Genomic DNA, 16,390 nt, shown 5'->3' with positions numbered 1-16,390 from the left:
AACAATGATTACCAGATGATGATGCGGTCTTCCGGCTTCACGTACATCTTGTCGCCTTCCTTCACGCCGAAGGCTTCGTAGAAGGCTGGCTGGTTGACCACCGTGCCGTTGGCGCGGAAGCGGCCGGCGGAGTGCGGGTCGGTCTTGATCTGCACAATCGCCTGCTGCTCGCGCATCTTGGTACGCCACACCTGACCGAAGCCCATGAACACGCGCTGTTCGCCGCTCAGGCCATCGATCACCGGCGAAGGCTTGCCGCCCAGGGAGATCTTGTACGCCTTGTACGCAATGGCCAGGCCCGAATTGTCGGCGATGTTCTCGCCCAGGGTCAGCTTGCCGTTGATGTTATAGCCAGGCACCGGCTCGTAGGAGCTGTACTGCTTGACCATGGCGTCCGCCTTGACCTTGAAGGCGGCGCGGTCGGCGGCAGTCCACCAGTCGCGCAAGTTGCCGTCGCCGTCGTACTGCGAGCCCGAATCGTCGAAGCCGTGCGAGATTTCGTGGCCGATCACAGCGCCGATCGCGCCGTAGTTGACGGCATCGTCAGCCTTCATGTCAAAGAACGGCGGCTGCAGAATCGCGGCAGGGAACACGATTTCATTGGCGGTCGCGCGATAGTAGGCATTGATGGTCTGCGGCGTCATGCCCCACTCTTCCTTGTCGATCGGCTTGCCCAACTTCTCCAGGTTGCGGTTGTAGGTGAAATCGGCGGCGCGGCCCAGGTTGCCGATCAGGTCACCCTCCTTGAACTGCAGCTTGCTGTAGTCGCGCCATTTGTTCGGGTAGCCGATCTTCGGGGTGAACTTGGCCAGCTTGTCCTGCGCCTGCTTCTTGGTCTCAGCGCCCATCCAGTCGATGCTGTCGATGCTCTGCTTGTAGGCCGCCAGCAGGTTCTTCACCAGTTCTTCCATGCGCGCCTTGCGCTCGGCCGGGAAGTACTTGGCCACGTACAGCTTGCCCATGCCTTCGCCGATCGAGGCTTCCACCACGCCAATGCCGCGCTTCCAGCGTGGCTGCTGTTCGGTCACGCCGGTCAGCACGGTGCCGTAGAAGTCGAAGTTAGCCTGGTCGAAATCCTTCGACAGGTATGGCGAAGCATCGCGCAGCAGTTGCCATTCAAAGTAGGCCTTCCAGGTTTCCAGCGGGGTGCTTTCAACCAGCTTGGCGAACTCGGTCATGTAGCTTGGCTGTGCCACGATCACGGTATCGGTCTTGGCGGCGATGCCGGTGGCACCCAGGGATGCCTTCCAGTCGTAGCCTGGCGCGATCTCAGCCAGCTTGGTGATTTCCATCTTGTTGTAACGCTTGACCGGGTCGCGGTTGTCGACGCGCGACCATTGCGCCTTCGCCAGTTCGGTTTCCAGTGCCACGATGGCCTTGGCTTTTTCGGCACCATCCTTGTTGCCGGCCAGGCCGAGGATCTTGGCCACGTGCAGCTCGTACTTGGCCAGCGCGTCCGCCATCTTGGCGTCGTCTTTCTTCAGGTAGTACTCGCGGTCGGGCAGGCCCAGGCCGGACTGGCCCATGTGGGCGGCGTACTGGGTCGAGTTGCGCGCGTCCTGGCTGACGAACACGCCGTATGGCGCCGGCACGCCGCTCTTGTTGAAGTGGGCGATCAGCGCAGGAATGCCCTTCTTGTCTTTCAGGCCGCGGATCCTGGACAGCTCGCCGGCCAGCGGCTTGGCGCCCAGCTTTTCCAGCTTGGCTTCGTCCATGTAGGAAGCGTACAGCGCGGCGATCTTGGCGTCGTCGCCTTTCAGGCCTTTCTGGCCCTGCAGGCCCTGGATCAAGTCGCGCAGCTGGAACAGGGTGTCGTCGCGCAGCTTGGCGAAGGAGCCCCAGCTCGACTTGTCGGCCGGGATCTCAGTGGTCTTCAGCCATCCGCCGTTCAGGTGCTCGAAGAAGTCGTCCTGGGCACGCACGTTCTTGTCGATGTACTGCGTGTCGATGCCGGAAGTCGGGGCCGAAGTGTGCTCGTGGCCTTCGTGGCCGCCTGCGTGGGCGAATGCCGCCATCAGGCTCAGGGTAATGGTGCTCAGGATGTGTCGTTTCACTCTCTTTGTCCCTTTAGAATTTGGTTTCAAGTCGAACGCTCCACTGGGTATAGGTGGGGTTCAGTGTGGCTCCTTGTACGGCGAGCCCATTTGCATTGACCAGGTTGTACCCGGTTGCATCATCCGCCAACAGGTTGTTGGCGCTGATTCGGATCTGCGTGCGGCTGTCGAAACGCCACAGCGCATACATGTCCAGCACGCGTTTGCGGCTGGCTTCCACTACTTGCTTGTCGCTCACCTGGGTGCGGATGGCCGGCGTCCAGTTGTAGCTTGTGCCAAGCGTGAGCGGGATGTCTTTCAGGCGGTAGTCCATGCCCACGTTGGCCGTCTGTTTTGCTTGCTGGTCAAGGCGGTTGTCAGGGCCTGGGATGCCGTCGACTTTCGACCAGAAATGGCTGTAGTTGCTGCGGAAGTCGATCTGCGGCGCATTGTCCATCAGCTCGGACAGCGCGAACTTGGCTTCTAGTTCGATGCCGCTGGTGCGGGCATGGCCGATGTTGGCCGGCGAAGAAACCCAGCGCTGGCCAAGCTCGGTTTGCTGCAGCGTGAGTTCGCGGCGAATCAAGTTGTCGATATTGCGCACGAAACCACTGACGCTGACGATGCCGGTGCGGCCAAGGTAGTGTTCATACGCGAGATCGAGGCCCGTGGCCAGTTCCGGCTTCAGGTTCGGGTTGCCGGTACGGTCAGGGCTGGTGGCGCTGTTCAGGCGCGACAGGAACGGCGCGGCGATCAGGTCCTGCACATTGGGCGACTTGTAGCTCTTGGTCAGGCTGGCGCGCACCTGGTCTTTTTCGTGGCCCGGGATTTTCCAGACTGCGTGCAGCAGCGGGCTGAAGACCTTGCTGGTGTTGCTGATGGTGCCGCTGCTGCGGTCGGACGTGGTGCGGATGCCTTCCCAGCGCGCGCCGACATAGGCCGACCATTGCGGCGTGATGTCCCATTCGTCCTGCGCGAACAAGGCGGCGCGGCGGGTGTCTGCGGCCAGGTTGTCGCCGGAATCGGCGAATTGCGCGTTGCCGCTCCTGTCCAGCGATACGCGCACCTGCTCGCGGTGGCTGGCTTCCAGGTCCCAGCCGGCGGCCAGCAAATGGCCGGCGCCGATTGGGGCGGTGTATTTACCGCCGGTGTTGAGGCTCTTGTCCCTGGTGTTGTCGGTATCGGTAAAGCGGTCCAGCAGCGTGCCTTGCGTGTCGTACTGGTAGCGCAGCGAATCGCTGTCACGCTTGCCCAGGCCGAAGCCGAACTTCACATCGAGCTTGCTGGCGCCCTGCAGGCGGTGCACCCAATTGCCGAAGCCTCGCAGGAAAGTGACGTCGCCGTCGCTGGTCTGCTGCGCCAGGTTGTACTCCGGCGGCTGGCTGCCGACCGGCTGCGACAGGTTGGTCTGCGCCGCGCTATGCGACTTCTGGTGCATCAGGAAGGTCTGGAAGTTCAGCGTGTCGCCGTTCTCGAACTTGTACGAGAAGCGCGGCGTCAGGTGCAGGCCCTTGGTGCTGCCGGCGCTTTCGCTTTCAAGGAACTGCTCCTTGGCCAGGTCGCCATCGGCTTCAACTTCCGTGTTGTGGGTGCGGGTGCTGTCATGCTGGCGGTTGACGTTGACCGAGGCCGACAAGGTGTAATTCAGGGCGCCCGACTTTCCCGGCGCTGTGACCGACAGCTCCGGCGAATGGCGGCCCTGCTCCAGGCGGTCGGATGCCTTTACCTGCATGTCGCGCATCTGGTAGCCGTCGCGCAGCACGATATTGATGATGCCGGCGATGGCGCGGGTGCTGTGCTCGGCCACCGGGCCGCGCATGACTTCGATGCGTTCGACCTGGTCAGGGGACAGCGATTCCATTGAGAAGCCGGCTGGCGGGCGTTCGCCATTGACCAGCACCTGGGTATAGCCGCTGCCCAGGCCGCGCATGCGTACCTCGCCGCCGCGGCCGGCGCGGCCACCGAGCGTGATGCCCGGCAGGCGTTTCAAGACGTCGCCGATATTGCTGTCGCCGTTGCGGTCCAGTTCTTCGCGGCCGAACACTTGCTTGGCCGCCGTGGAGTTGCGGCGCTCCGTCATATCGTCCTGGCGGCCGCCGCTGATGGTGACCTGGGGGACGACGTTATCAGCAGCTTTGATGGCTTCCTGCTGGGCTGCGGCACCGCTGGCCGCTCCCAGGGTCACCAGGGCGAAAGGGATCAACTTCTTCATGAGTGGGCAACGTTGCACGCGGCAGGCCGGTTGGCGCCGCGCAGGCATTGTAATCCCCACCCCGGCGGCTGGCACAGGGCCGCCGCCGTTGTTACTTTACGATACTTGCTACATGCCGCGGCCAGAGCCGCCGCCAATGCTGACGCCGGCGCCGCCACCCGGACCGCCCATGCCACCGCGTCCGCCGTGGCCGCCGCGATGGCCGCCCTCCTCGCCCGATGGCCGTTCCCCACGGCTTCCGCCAAGGCCTTCCTCCATGCGGATCAGTTGGTCTACGAGAAACTTTGCCGCCGCCTGGCGCTGGCCATCGTCCAGCGCGTCATTGATGCCCAGCCACCATTCGCGCAGTTGGCGGTCCTCGGCCGCGGTCGCAGCCTGCTCGGCTTCAAGGCCCGCCTGCAGGTCGCGCAATTCGACATTCTGGGCCTGCAAACCCAGCTTGGTCGCTTCCTGCAGGCGTTCGCGGCGCGCCTTACGCTCACGCAGCAATGCCTTGCTCTGGCTCTCCACCTTGGCCCACAGGGTCTGCTGGTTCGCGTTCAGGTTCAGGGACTTGCGAAATTCGGAAGCCATGGGCACCAGGTCTTCGGCGCGCATGTCCATGACCGGCACGGCAAAAGCAGGCGCGACAGCCATGGCCAATACCAGCCAGGCGGCACGGGCAGTGCGTATCAGTTTCATATTATTGCTCCGGAAAAAAAGATGCCCGCGGGGGTGCCGCAGGCATAAACCACTTTTAGGGTAGAGAGAAATAGCGAACCCAGTGTAGGCCTGGCAGCGCAGTCGGTCTGGCTTTCTTACAAATACTTACTCTGGTAAACACATTGGCAAACACCTACAAAGTTATGAATTTATCGTGGCTTTTAAAAGGATTTATTCCATGCTGGCAGCTACGATTGCTGAAAATCAGGTTTATACTGAATTCCAATGGCGGACGAGTTAACCGCTGTATTCGGAACAGGTGACACATGGGCAAGAAACTCAAGAACGCTGGGCTGATCGGCCTTGGCGTGGTCGCGGGGGTAGCGGTATCCCTGCAGTTTTCGGCGATGGCACAAAAGCAGGCTGACCCTGTCTTGCCGCTGGAAGAACTCAAGCAGCTTGCCGATGTGTACGGCCTGATCAAATCCGATTATGTGGAAGCGGTGGAAGACAAGAAACTGCTGACCGAAGCCATCTCCGGCATGGTCGCCTCGCTCGACCCGCACTCCGCCTACCTCGACAAGAAAGCCTATGCCGAACTGCGTGAAGGTTCGCAGGGCAAGTTCGTCGGCCTCGGCATTGAAATCGCCCAGGGCGACGAAGGCTATATCAAGATCGTGGCTCCGATTGAGGATTCGCCGGCCTACCGCGCCGGCATCAAGCCGGGCGACATGATCACCCGCCTGGATACCACCTCGCTGAAAGGCCTGAGCCTGGATGAGTCGGTCAAAAAGATGCGCGGCGAGCCGGGTTCCAAGGTAATGCTGACGATCATGCGCAAGGATGAGCCGCAGCCGCTGGAATTCACGCTGAACCGCGAAGAAATCCACCAGAAGAGCGTGAAGGCCAAGATCGTCTCGCCGGGTTATGCCTGGGTGCGCATTTCGCAATTCCAGGAACCCACCGTGGACGACCTCGCGGCCAAGATCACCGAACTGTACCGCCAGGACCCGCACCTGAAGGGCCTGGTCCTGGACTTGCGCAACGACCCGGGCGGCGTGCTGCAAGGCGCGATCGGCGTCGCGGCAGCCTTCCTGCCGAAGGACACCCCGATCGTCTCGACCAACGGCCAGTTGCCGGACTCGAAACAGATCTTCTACGGCCGCGCCGAATACTACTCGCTGCGCGGTGATGGCGATCCGCTGGCCAAGCTGCCGGAAGCGGTCAAGCACATCCCAATGGCCGTGCTGGTGAATACCGGCTCCGCCTCGGCCTCCGAAATCGTGGCCGGCGCCCTGCAGGATTACAAGCGCGCCACCATCATCGGTTCGCAGACCTTCGGCAAAGGCTCAGTGCAAACCATTCGCCAGCTGACCGCCGATACCGCCGTCAAGCTGACCACCGCGCGCTACTACACGCCGCACGGCCGCTCGATCCAGGCCAAAGGCATCTCGCCTGACCTGGCGGTGGACGAGAACGAGGATGGCGACGGCCTGAACAGCCTGCGCATGCGCGAAGCCGACCTCGCCAAACACCTGAGCAACGACCGCGAGCAGGAAGCCGGCAAGGCCCCGCGCGACGAGCTGGAAGAACAGATGCGCATCCTGGCTGCCGAGAAGAAGCGCAAGCCGCTGGAATACGGCAGCGGCGACGATTTCCAGCTCAAGCAGGCGCTCAACCACCTGCAAGGCGTTCCGGTGCAACTGGCCAAGGCCGAATCCAAGCTGGTCAAGCTGGATCCGCCACCGAAGAAATAAAGCTGGCAAAGGTTAAGGCGGCGCCCCCTGGGGCGCCGTTTTTCGTTGCCGATGCGGTAAAATCGGCCATCTTACCGGTCGCCTGACCCATTCCAAGAAAGAAATATTGACCATGAAACAAGCCGTCATCAGCGGAACCGGCCTCTTTACTCCAGCGAACTCGATCAGCAATGAAGAGCTGGTCACCGCCTTCAACGCCTACGCCGAACTGTTCAACGCGGAAAACGCCGCTGCCATCGCAGCCGGCACCGTGACTGCCCTGGAGCCATCCAGCGCAGCCTTCATTGAAAAGGCGTCCGGCATCAAGTCGCGCTACGTGATGGAAAAGACCGGCATCCTGGACCCGAAACGCATGACCCCGCGCATTCCCGAGCGCAGCAACGACGAACTGTCGCTGCAGGCCGAGATCTGCGTGGCAGCCGCACGCCAGGCGCTGGACCGCGCCGGCCGCAGCCCGGCGGACATTGACATGGTGCTGGTGGCTTGCTCGAACATGCAGCGCGCCTACCCGGCGATGGCGGTGGAAGTGCAGCAGGCGCTGGGCATCGACGGCTTCGGCTTCGACATGAACGTGGCTTGCTCCTCGGCCACCTTCGGCATCCAGACTGCGGTTGGCGCGGTGCAGAGTGGCCAGGCGCGCGCGGTACTGATCCTGAATCCGGAAATCACCTCCGGTCACCTGGACTACCGCGACCGCGACAGCCACTTTATTTTCGGCGACGCCTGCACTGCGATCATCGTGGAAGCCAAGGAAGGCGCCGTATCCAAACACCAGTGGGACATCTTGGACACCAAGCTGAAGACCAGCTTCTCCAACAACATCCGCAACAACTTCGGCTTCATGAACCGCTTCGACGAAAGCGGCATCGGCGCGCCGGACAAGCTGTTCAAGCAGCAAGGCCGCAAGGTATTCAAGGACGTGTGCCCGATGGCAGCGCAAATGATCAAGGAATCGATCGACCGCGCCGGCCTGAAGGTTGAGCAGATGAGCCGCTTCTGGCTGCACCAGGCCAACCTGAGCATGAACCAGCTGATCTCCCGCACCATCCTCGGCCGCGACGCCGAGCCGCTGGAAGCGCCGGTGATCCTGGACACCTACGCCAACACCTCGTCGGCCGGCTCCATCATCGCCTTCCACAAGCACCAGGACGACCTGCCGTCCGGCTCCTACGGCGTGATCTGCAGCTTCGGCGCCGGCTACTCCATCGGCTCCGTCGTCGTACGTAAAGCCTAAGATAAAAGTCGGGGTCAGGTCTGGCAATCCACCACTTTTTTCGCGATGCGAAAAAAGTGGTGGATTGCCAGACCTGACCCCGACTTTCATGCAGTTATACTCCTTGCGAAAGGAGGCCCTGCATGCCGCATGACATCAGCCTGATTACTACTATCGCCGCCGCCCTTGGCTTCGGTCTCGTCTTCGGCTTTATCGCCACCCGCCTCAAACTTCCCGCCCTGGTCGGCTATCTCGCAGCCGGCATCCTGATCGGTCCTGCTACCCCTGGCTTTGCCGCTGACAGCGCGCTCGCTGGCCAGCTGGCTGAAATCGGTGTGATGCTGATGATGTTCGGCGTCGGCCTGCATTTCTCGCTCGATGATTTGTGGGAGGTGCGCAAGGTGGCGCTGCCCGGTGCGATCCTGCAGATCGCGGCGGCGACCGGCATGGGCATGGCACTGGCGCATTTCTGGGGCTGGAGCCTGGGCGGTGGCTTGGTGTTCGGTCTGGCGCTGTCGGTGGCCAGCACGGTGGTGCTGCTGCGGGCGCTGGAGGAGCGCGGCACGCTGGATTCGTTCAACGGCCGCATTGCTGTCGGCTGGCTGGTGGTTGAGGACCTGGTGACGGTCCTCGTGCTGGTCCTGCTGCCCGCGCTGGCAGGCGCCTTGGGCGGCAATGCCGGCGATGCTGCCGGCCATGGCCATGGCGCGGCCGAGGGCGGCGTGCTCAAGGCGCTGGCTGTCACGCTGGGCCAGGTGGCGCTGTTCGTCGGCTTCATGCTGCTGGTGGGCCGCAAGCTGTTCCCGTGGATCTTGTGGCAGGTGGCGCGCACCAATTCGCGCGAGCTGTTCACCCTGTGCGTGATCGCTGCGGCAGTGGGCATCGCTTATGCGGCTACCGTACTATTCGGCATCTCCTTCGCGCTGGGCGCGTTCTTCGCCGGCATGGTGCTGCGCGAATCCGAGCTGAGCCATCGCGCCGCGCATGAATCGCTGCCATTGCGCGATGCGTTCGCGGTGCTGTTCTTCGTTTCGGTCGGCATGCTGTTCGAGCCGTTGATCCTGGTTGAACAGCCGCTGCGCGTTCTTGCTGTGGTGGGCATTATCCTGTTCGGCAAGTCGATTGCGGCCTTCGCGCTCGTGGTGCTGCTGCGCTATCCAGCCAGCACGGCGCTGATGGTGTCGGCCAGCCTGGCGCAGATCGGCGAGTTTTCCTTCATCCTGGCGGCGCTGGGCATCTCGCTTGGGCTGCTGCCGCATGAAGGCCAAAGCCTGATCTTGGCCGGCGCTATCCTGTCGATCGCCTTGAACCCCCTGATGTTCCTGCTCGCTGGCCCGCTGGAGCGCATGCTGGGCAAGAACAAGGTACTGGCGGCGCAATATGCGCGCACCGCCGATCCGCTGGCAGAGTTGCCGATGACGACCGCGCAATCCAAGCTGGAAGGCCAGGTGGTGCTGGTCGGTTATGGCCGCGTGGGCAGGAATATTGCTGAAGAGCTGGCGGCTCAGGGCATCCATTACGTGGTGGCGGAGCAGAATCGCGAGCTGGTCGACCAGCTGCGCCAGCAAGGCATCGCCGCCGTGGCGGGTAATGCTGGCGAACCTGCGGTATTGATCCAGGCCCATATCCACAAGGCGCGCATGCTGGTGGTGGCGACGCCGGATACCTTCCACGTGCGCGCCATGATCGAAACGGCGCGCGCGCTGAATCCGGATATCAAGATCGCGGTGCGCACGCACAGCGAAGAGGAGGCTGCCCTGCTGCGCAGCGAGCGCGCCGGCGTCATCTTCATCGGCGAGCAGGAGCTGGCCAAGTCGATGGCGGCGCACGTCGCCGGCGAAATCGGCAGGACGCACGCCTAGCGCGCCTACAGCCGCGCTGCCAACTCCGCGCCTTCCTTGATGGCGCGCTTGGCGTCGAGTTCTGCTGCCAGGGCGGCGCCGCCGATCTTGTGGAAGCGCGGGGCGCCTGCCGCAGCTGCCTCGCCTTCCGGCGGCATCAGTTCAGTCAGGCTTTCCTGGCCGGCGCAGATCACCACGTTATCCACTGCCAGCAAGCGTTCTTCTTCGCCAACCTGGATGTGCAGGCCATGGTCGTCGATCCGCTTGTACTGCACGCCGGGGATCATCACCACGCCATTGCGCGCCAGTACCGCGCGGTGCACCCAGCCCGACGTCTTGCCAAGGCCGGCGCCGAGCTTGCTGGTCTTGCGCTGCAGCAGGTAGAGCTGGCGCACCGGCTCCGCCGCCTTTGCCGGCACCAGGCCGCCTCCCGTCTTGGCGTGCAGGTCGACGCCCCATTCGGCAGTCCAATGCTCCTTTGCCAGGGGCAGCGCATGCTCAGGGTTATGCAACAGGTATTCGCCGACGTCGAAGCCGATGCCGCCCGCGCCAATGATGGCCACGCGCTTGCCGACCGGCTTTTTGTCGCGCAGTACGTCGAGATAGGACAGCACTTTCGGATGGTCGATGCCGTCGATCTTCGGCTTGCGCACACGGATGCCGGTGGCGACGATCACGTCGTCATAGCCGCCCGCCAGCAGTTCTTCGCGCGTGACGCGGTGATTGAGCTGCAGCTTGACGCCGGTCAGCTCGATCTTGCGGCCGAAGTAGCGCAGGGTTTCGTTGAATTCTTCCTTGCCCGGGATCTGCCGGGCGATATTGAACTGGCCGCCAATGCGGTCGCCCGAGTCGAACAAGGTGACGTCGTGGCCGCATTCCGCCGCCACCGTCGCAGCCGACAAGCCGGCAGGACCGGCGCCGACCACCGCTACCTTGCGGCGAGCCGCAGCGGGCTTGTACACCAGCTCCGTCTCATGGCAGGCGCGCGGGTTCACCAGGCAGCTGGCGCGCTTGTTCTGGAAAGTGTGGTCAAGGCAGGCCTGGTTGCATCCAATGCAAGTATTGATTTCGTCGGCGCGGCCGGCAGCGGCCTTGTTAACGAACTCAGCATCAGCCAGGAAGGGGCGCGCCATCGACACCATGTCTGCATCGCCGCGGCGGATGATGTCCTCGGCCTCCGCCGGCATGTTGATACGGTTCGAGGCGACCACGGGAATGGTCACCTCCTTGCGCAGGCGGCCCGCCACTTCGGCGAAGGCGGCGCGCGGCACCGAGGTGACGATGGTCGGCACGCGCGCCTCATGCCAGCCGATGCCGGTGTTGAGGATGGTGGCGCCGGCCTGCTGCAAGGCCTTGGCGACAGTCACCACCTCTTCCCAGGTATTGCCGCCGTCCACCAGGTCCAGCAGCGAGTGCCGGTACATGATGATGAAGTCGCGGCCGACTGCATCGCGCATGCGGCGCACGATTTCCACCGGCAGGCGCATGCGGTTCTCGATGCTGCCGCCCCAGCGGTCGGTGCGCAGGTTGGTGCGGGCACAGAGGAACTGGTTCAGCAGGTAGCCTTCGCTGCCCATCACCTCGACGCCGTCATAGCCGGCCTTCTGCGCCAGCCTGGCGGCGCGCACGTAGGCCTTGATGGTCGATTCGATGCCGCTTTCGGTCAGCGCCTTCGGCTTGAAGGGCGAGATCGGCGATTTCTTGTCGGAGGCGGACACGGCAAACGGCTGGTAGCCATAGCGCCCTGCGTGCAGGATCTGCATCAGGATCTTGCCGCCCTCTTCGTGCACGGCACGGGTCAGCTTGCGGTGGTTGAACACGTCGCCGATGAAGTTCATGGTGCCGCCAAAGGGCAGCAGCCAGCCCTGGCGGTTCGGCGAGATGCCGCCGGTCACGATCATCCCTACCCCGCCCCTGGCGCGCTCGCGGTAGAAGGCGGCCAGCTTGTCATAATTGAAGAAGCGATCCTCCAGCCCCGTGTGCATGGAACCCATGATGACGCGGTTGCGCAAGGTGGTAAAACCCAGGTCGAGGGGCGAGAGGAGATGCGGGAAATTCGTGGTCATAGGGGTAAGGCGGGAGTTCAGTGCGCTGTCTAACGATGGAAGCGCGCGGCGCTTGTATTCTGCCACCAGTTCCCTTACGCTGGTAGCATGAAGCGACTGTTATTAGTACTGTTCCTCGGTTTTACCGCGCCCGCGTTCGGCGCGGGCCAGGCGGCCCGGTTGGAGATTCCCAAGCTGGAAGTGTCCGTCAACCGGGTGAAGGCAGACGCGCAACAGCTCTATGAAGTGAACGCCAGCGGCACCGTTCATGCATCCCTGCCAACAGTCTGGCGCACCCTCACGACCTACGACCGCATGGAAGAATTCGTGCCCGACATGGCGTCGTGCCGGGTGCTTTCCCGGAATGGTAACGAAGTCATCATTGAGCAATTTGGCACGGCGCGCTTCCTGTTCATGTCGCGCTCCATCCATCTTGTCGTGCGTGCAACGGAGCAGCCGATGTCGTCGATCGACATCGCCCTGGTTTCGGGGGACATGAAACACTACGAGGCGCGCTGGGAACTGATTCCCATTCCGGAAACCGGCGGCACCCGCGTGGTGTATAGCGGGCGCCTGATGCCGAACTTCTACGTGCCGGGCCTGCTGGGCACCAACATCATCCGCGGCGATATCGAACGCATGATGAATGCGGTGCTGGCCCACCTGGAACGCCAACCGGCGCTGCCGAAACAGTCCGAACTGGCACGCGGCCTGGGCGGAGTGCCCAGCGTTCCTTAAAGCGGCGGCTTAGGCCGTGTAGTGGTCGCGGTCGCGCACTTCCGCAAAATTCTCAAGGCTGCCGATGCGGATCACCACCGGGTTCATGGTGGATGCGGTCTGCATGGAGCGCCAGGCAAACTGCCATTCTTTCTCGACCGCATCTTCACGCGTCTTGGTGAAGGCAGCGCCCAGCGCGGCGCGGCCACCGTATTCGATGGCGCCATCGATGCCGGCCCAATTCGGCAAGGTGCGCTGCACGGCGCGATGAATGCGCTCACCGAATTCCTCGGTGTTGTGGATCACCAGGCAGCTGTCGGCGCCGAAATGGTCGAACAGGTCGCGGTTCCAGGCTTGCGAAAAGCTCAGGGTCAGGAAGCTGCCCACAGGGCGCAGCACGAACTGGCCATCCTTCAGGGCTTGTTCGAGTTCGCTGCGCGGGCCGTAGCGGTGCAGCGTAGGTGGGCGTTTGTAATCGTGCATGATGACTCTTAGTTTGGATTTCTTTCGATGTGCCGCACGTGGCGGTGGGCACGCATGAATGTCGAGGCGATGAAGATTTCGCGCAGCAGGTAGCCGAAGTTGCCGATCAGGCAAATCATCGCGGCGATGAACAGGCCGGCAATGTACTTGTCCAGCGCGACGTTGGTAGCGTCGCCAACGAACAGCAGAGCCACCACCAGGCAGACGAACAGGCCGCAGGCCGTGCACAGCGCAATCGCAACATTGATCAGGTGAGAGCGGCGGTACAGGATATCGAGCTCGTTGATATACGTGTCGTTATAGGCCACGTCGAGGCGCTCTTCCAGCACGCGCGAGCGGTCGATGATGCGCGCCAGGCGGTTCAGCAGCACCAGGAGATTGGTGCAGACTGTGGACAGCATGAAAACCGGGGCAATCGCAAGCTGGATGATGTGGGCGATGTCGCCAAGCTGCAGATTCATTATGCGAAGCGTCCTTGCTGACGGAATTGTTCGGTAGCGTTGACCAGGGCGCGGCTGATGCCCTGCTCCATGGCGCCGTGGCCGGCGTCCGGAATCATCTTCATCACGGCATTGGCGCCCCAGGCCTGCTGCAGGCGCAAGGCCGATACCGGCGGGCAGATCACGTCATAGCGGCCCTGGACGATCACCGCCGGCAGGTGGGCGATAAGCGGCACATTGGCCAGCAACTGGCCGTCGGAGAAGAAGCCCAGGTTGGCCATGTAGTGCGATTCCATGCGGCCGACGCCCAGGTCGAGGGTGTCCGATGGCGGTTCCTCCGGCTGCGGCAGCAGGAAGACGCGGCGGCCTTCGAACTTGCTCCAGGCGCGCACGGCGGGCCAGTGCACGTCCGGGTTCGGGTCCATGATGCGCTTGACGTAGGCTTGCAGCAGGTTGCCGCGCTCACCGGCCGGGATGGTGGCGACGAATTCGTCGTACACCTCCGGATGGAACCATTCCGAGCCTTGCAGGAACCAGTCGATTTCCTTCTGGGTGCAGAGGAAGATGCCGCGCAGGACGAAGCCCAGGCAACGCTCCGGGTGGGCTTGGCCGTAAGCCAGCGCCAGCGTCGAGCCCCAGGAGCCGCCGAATACCAGCCATTTATCGATGCCGAACAGGGCGCGCAGGCGCTCGATGTCCTCAATCAGGAGCTGGGTGGTGTTGTTGCGCACCTCGCCCAACGGGGTCGATTTGCCGGCGCCGCGCTGGTCAAACAGGATGACCCGGTAGTGGTCCGGGTTGAAGAAGCGGCGGTGCTGCGGCGACATGCCTGCGCCAGGGCCGCCGTGGAAGAAGACGACCGGAATGCCGTTCGGGTTGCCCACCTCTTCCCAATAAATTGTATGGATGTCATCGACAGCCAGCATGCCGCTATTGCGGGGCTGGATTGGCGGGAACAGGTGTGGCAAGGCGTCGGGCATGTCTATCCTCTGTGCGTGAAGCCAAGATTGTAACCGCTCAGAAGAAGGTATTGATGGCTTGAAGAACGTTGTACGTGTCATCCACAAGCAGCATCAGCGGCCATTTGTCGAAGGTGGTGCAGGGGTGGGAGATGCCGCAGCCCACCAGGTCGCCCACCTGCAGGCCCCCTTCGACGCCCTCCGGCCAGCGCAGGTAGGCGTGCTGGTCGTTCATCTTGTCGATCACGGCGCCCTCCGGCAGCGCCAGCGCGCCCGCGCCCGGCCGATGCGCGGCGATTGGCCGCGGCAGGCCCAGGTCGTGCGAGGCATCGCGCTTGCCCATGGACAGGATGGCCAGGTTCGGCTCGGGGAGCGACAGTACCGTGGTCCAGACTTCCAGCGCCGGCCGCAGGCCCTCCCCTGCCGCCTTGCCCTCGCGGCTGGCCAGTTCACTGGTCAAACCACCGTAGTAGCCGTGGTCATTGGTCAGGTAGCATCCGCTGCGCAGGATCGGCAGGACTTTCTTGCCTTGCACGGCCAGCCCGGCAAACTCGCGCGCCACGCGGTCGAAATAGGCCGAGCCGCCGGCAGAGATAATCACCTGCTCGCCGCCGAACAGGCCTTCCGCCGCCGCGGCCCTCAGCATTTCCGCCATGCGCTGCAGGAAGCCGTTGACCAGCTCCACATCGGCATCGCGGTTGTCGGTCACGACCAGGCCTTCATAGCCCTCGATGCCGGCCAGTTGCAGTCCGGGTGCAGCGGCGATGGCACGCGCTACCGCCATCACTTCCTCCGGATCGCGGCATCCGGCGCGCCTGCCCTTCATGCCCAGTTCAACCAGCAACGGCAAGGGCCGCGCGAGCCCTAAGGCCTGCACGGCACGCGCCAGGCGCTCGACGCCTTGCTGCGAATCGACCAGTGCGAAGAACTCGAAGGAATGGTCCTCCTGCATCAGGTGCAGTACCGCGCGGATATCGGCCGGCGCCACCAGTTCATTGGCGAGGATCACGCGCCGCACGCCAAAACGCGCCGCGATCTGCACCTGCGGGATAGTGGCCAGCGTGATTCCCCAGGCGCCGTTCTCGATTTGCGCCGCGAACAGATGCGGGCTCATGGTGGTCTTGCCGTGCGGCGCCAACAGCACCCCATGGCGCTCGCAGAAGCCGCGCATCCAGGCCAGGTTGTGCTGCAGTGCAGAAGCCTTCAGTACCGCCACCGGCAGGCTCGTGTCCGCCGCCAGCACGTTCCAATGCTGGGCGCCGATCATGTGCTGACGCAGCGGCTCCACGATAGGCAGGCCTTTCACGCCAGGCTGCAGGATTTGTTCATCGAGTTCGGGCAGCGCGTACATAAGTCATCCAATCATCGTCAGCCGGCCGCTGGCTCGGCAGTATTAAACGCCAACTGTGCGGCAAAGGCTCGCTTGTAGGCGGGGCGCGCTTCGCCACGGGCCACATATGCGGCCAGTCGGGGGAATTCACTGAGGATACCCGATGGCTTGAGCCTGAGCAGCACCGACACCATGACCAGGTCGCCCGCGCTGAAATCGCCATCCAGCCATTGTGCATCACCCAGGCGCGCGGAGAGCTGGCCAAGCCGAACGCGGATACGATCCATGATCAGGGGCAGGCGCTCTTTGCTCCACGGCTTGTCACCCTCCTGGAATTTGGCGATAACGATTTCCAGGATCGGCGGCTCAACCGTGTTGAGTGCCGCAAACATCCATGTGATCGCACGCGCCCGGGCATTGGCATCCTCCGGCAACAGGCCCGGATAGTGCGAAGCGATATGGAAAATGATCGCGCCCGACTCGAACAACGTCAGGTCGCCTTCCTCATAGGTCGGAATCTGGCCGAACGGATGCAGGGCAAGGTGCTTAGGCTCCTTCATCGCGGCGAAGGAAACCGGCCGTACCTCGTAAGCCTGGCCTGTTTCTTCGAGCGCCCAGCGGACGCGCGTATCGCGTGCCAGGCCCATGCCGCCATCGGGCGAACGTTCGAATGCAGTAATGGTTTTGTTCATCGGAGTCTCCTGGTAATCGAGGCGAA

At 63.1% G+C, this 16,390-nt stretch carries 13 protein-coding genes; 4 read left to right on the top strand and 9 right to left on the bottom strand.

The features are described from left to right. Positions 1 to 8: 8 nt before the first annotated feature. The 3 genes from ACN9MY_RS02680 to ACN9MY_RS02670 all read right to left on the bottom strand — a co-directional run bounded on the left by ACN9MY_RS02680 (position 9) and on the right by ACN9MY_RS02670 (position 4,926). Positions 9 to 2,015, bottom strand: a complete 2,007-nt coding sequence (locus tag ACN9MY_RS02680; RefSeq protein WP_426323668.1) for a M13 family metallopeptidase — start codon at positions 2,013 to 2,015, stop codon at positions 9 to 11. A gap of 52 nt (positions 2,016 to 2,067) precedes the next feature. Further along, a complete protein-coding gene (locus tag ACN9MY_RS02675) occupies positions 2,068 to 4,245 on the bottom strand; it encodes a TonB-dependent receptor plug domain-containing protein (RefSeq protein WP_426336819.1) in 2,178 nt (725 codons plus the stop codon). A gap of 108 nt (positions 4,246 to 4,353) precedes the next feature. Beyond that, positions 4,354 to 4,926, bottom strand: a complete 573-nt coding sequence (locus ACN9MY_RS02670) for a hypothetical protein (protein WP_426167217.1) — start codon at positions 4,924 to 4,926, stop codon at positions 4,354 to 4,356. A 287-nt stretch (positions 4,927 to 5,213) separates the two neighbouring features. Between ACN9MY_RS02670 and ACN9MY_RS02665 the strand changes: the two genes are divergently transcribed. The 3 genes from ACN9MY_RS02665 to ybaL all read left to right on the top strand — a co-directional run bounded on the left by ACN9MY_RS02665 (position 5,214) and on the right by ybaL (position 9,719). Continuing rightward, positions 5,214 to 6,644: a S41 family peptidase gene (locus ACN9MY_RS02665; RefSeq protein ID WP_426336818.1), complete on the top strand. Its 1,431-nt coding sequence runs from the start codon at positions 5,214 to 5,216 to the stop codon at positions 6,642 to 6,644. Positions 6,645 to 6,756: 112 nt separating this feature from the next. Next, positions 6,757 to 7,878 (top strand): beta-ketoacyl-ACP synthase III, encoded by a 1,122-nt coding sequence (locus ACN9MY_RS02660; protein ID WP_426336817.1) that lies wholly within the window; start codon positions 6,757 to 6,759, stop codon positions 7,876 to 7,878. Between the two features lie 122 nt (positions 7,879 to 8,000). Further along, complete coding sequence (gene ybaL, locus ACN9MY_RS02655; RefSeq protein ID WP_426336816.1) at positions 8,001 to 9,719, top strand: YbaL family putative K(+) efflux transporter; 1,719 nt, start codon at positions 8,001 to 8,003, stop codon at positions 9,717 to 9,719. A 5-nt stretch (positions 9,720 to 9,724) separates the two neighbouring features. Here ybaL and ACN9MY_RS02650 read toward each other — a convergent pair whose 3' ends face one another. Further along, entirely contained in the window at positions 9,725 to 11,764 is a 2,040-nt protein-coding gene (locus ACN9MY_RS02650) for an FAD-dependent oxidoreductase (protein ID WP_426336815.1), read from the bottom strand. Between the two features lie 87 nt (positions 11,765 to 11,851). On the opposite strand from ACN9MY_RS02650, the gene ACN9MY_RS02645 reads away from it, so the two are divergent. After that, positions 11,852 to 12,481: an SRPBCC family protein gene (locus tag ACN9MY_RS02645; RefSeq protein ID WP_082507173.1), complete on the top strand. Its 630-nt coding sequence runs from the start codon at positions 11,852 to 11,854 to the stop codon at positions 12,479 to 12,481. A 9-nt stretch (positions 12,482 to 12,490) separates the two neighbouring features. On the opposite strand, the gene ACN9MY_RS02640 is transcribed toward ACN9MY_RS02645, so the two are convergent. From ACN9MY_RS02640 to ACN9MY_RS02620, 5 genes are read right to left on the bottom strand one after another with little or no spacing between them, the layout of a single operon-like run. Then, complete coding sequence (locus ACN9MY_RS02640) at positions 12,491 to 12,943, bottom strand: hypothetical protein (protein ID WP_426167207.1); 453 nt, start codon at positions 12,941 to 12,943, stop codon at positions 12,491 to 12,493. Positions 12,944 to 12,951: 8 nt separating this feature from the next. After that, on the bottom strand, positions 12,952 to 13,404 hold the full coding sequence (locus ACN9MY_RS02635) for a DUF2721 domain-containing protein (protein ID WP_426167205.1): 453 nt from the start codon (positions 13,402 to 13,404) through the stop codon (positions 12,952 to 12,954). Further along, complete coding sequence (gene pip, locus ACN9MY_RS02630) at positions 13,404 to 14,363, bottom strand: prolyl aminopeptidase (RefSeq protein ID WP_426320327.1); 960 nt, start codon at positions 14,361 to 14,363, stop codon at positions 13,404 to 13,406. The genes ACN9MY_RS02635 and pip overlap by 1 nt, the downstream gene beginning before the upstream one ends. A gap of 37 nt (positions 14,364 to 14,400) precedes the next feature. Continuing rightward, positions 14,401 to 15,693, bottom strand: coding sequence for an amino acid deaminase (locus ACN9MY_RS02625; RefSeq protein ID WP_426167201.1), 1,293 nt, complete (start codon positions 15,691 to 15,693; stop codon positions 14,401 to 14,403). A gap of 17 nt (positions 15,694 to 15,710) precedes the next feature. Beyond that, on the bottom strand, positions 15,711 to 16,364 hold the full coding sequence (locus tag ACN9MY_RS02620) for a glutathione S-transferase family protein (RefSeq protein WP_426167199.1): 654 nt from the start codon (positions 16,362 to 16,364) through the stop codon (positions 15,711 to 15,713). Positions 16,365 to 16,390 lie beyond the last annotated feature (26 nt).

Origin of the sequence: Pseudoduganella sp. R-31, assembly GCF_049913235.1 — a bacterium.
In the GTDB taxonomy this organism is placed as follows: Bacteria; Pseudomonadota; Gammaproteobacteria; order Burkholderiales; family Burkholderiaceae_D; genus Rugamonas.
Note: the sequence above shows the minus strand (reverse complement) of the source record. Positions and strands in the feature narration are given on the sequence as shown.

Excerpts from the sequence above, each read along its gene's own strand:
- ACN9MY_RS02635 (WP_426167205.1), bottom strand. The coding sequence starts at position 13,404 with ATGAATCTGCAGCTTGGCGACATCGCCCACATCATCCAGCTTGCGATT.
- pip (WP_426320327.1), bottom strand. The coding sequence starts at position 14,363 with ATGCCCGACGCCTTGCCACACCTGTTCCCGCCAATCCAGCCCCGCAAT.
- ACN9MY_RS02665 (WP_426336818.1), top strand. The coding sequence starts at position 5,214 with ATGGGCAAGAAACTCAAGAACGCTGGGCTGATCGGCCTTGGCGTGGTC.
- ACN9MY_RS02640 (WP_426167207.1), bottom strand. The coding sequence starts at position 12,943 with ATGCACGATTACAAACGCCCACCTACGCTGCACCGCTACGGCCCGCGC.
- ybaL (WP_426336816.1), top strand. The coding sequence starts at position 8,001 with ATGCCGCATGACATCAGCCTGATTACTACTATCGCCGCCGCCCTTGGC.
- ACN9MY_RS02660 (WP_426336817.1), top strand. The coding sequence starts at position 6,757 with ATGAAACAAGCCGTCATCAGCGGAACCGGCCTCTTTACTCCAGCGAAC.
- ACN9MY_RS02625 (WP_426167201.1), bottom strand. The coding sequence starts at position 15,693 with ATGTACGCGCTGCCCGAACTCGATGAACAAATCCTGCAGCCTGGCGTG.
- ACN9MY_RS02645 (WP_082507173.1), top strand. The coding sequence starts at position 11,852 with ATGAAGCGACTGTTATTAGTACTGTTCCTCGGTTTTACCGCGCCCGCG.
- ACN9MY_RS02680 (WP_426323668.1), bottom strand. The coding sequence starts at position 2,015 with ATGGCGGCATTCGCCCACGCAGGCGGCCACGAAGGCCACGAGCACACT.
- ACN9MY_RS02670 (WP_426167217.1), bottom strand. The coding sequence starts at position 4,926 with ATGAAACTGATACGCACTGCCCGTGCCGCCTGGCTGGTATTGGCCATG.
- ACN9MY_RS02650 (WP_426336815.1), bottom strand. The coding sequence starts at position 11,764 with ATGACCACGAATTTCCCGCATCTCCTCTCGCCCCTCGACCTGGGTTTT.
- ACN9MY_RS02675 (WP_426336819.1), bottom strand. The coding sequence starts at position 4,245 with ATGAAGAAGTTGATCCCTTTCGCCCTGGTGACCCTGGGAGCGGCCAGC.
- ACN9MY_RS02620 (WP_426167199.1), bottom strand. The coding sequence starts at position 16,364 with ATGAACAAAACCATTACTGCATTCGAACGTTCGCCCGATGGCGGCATG.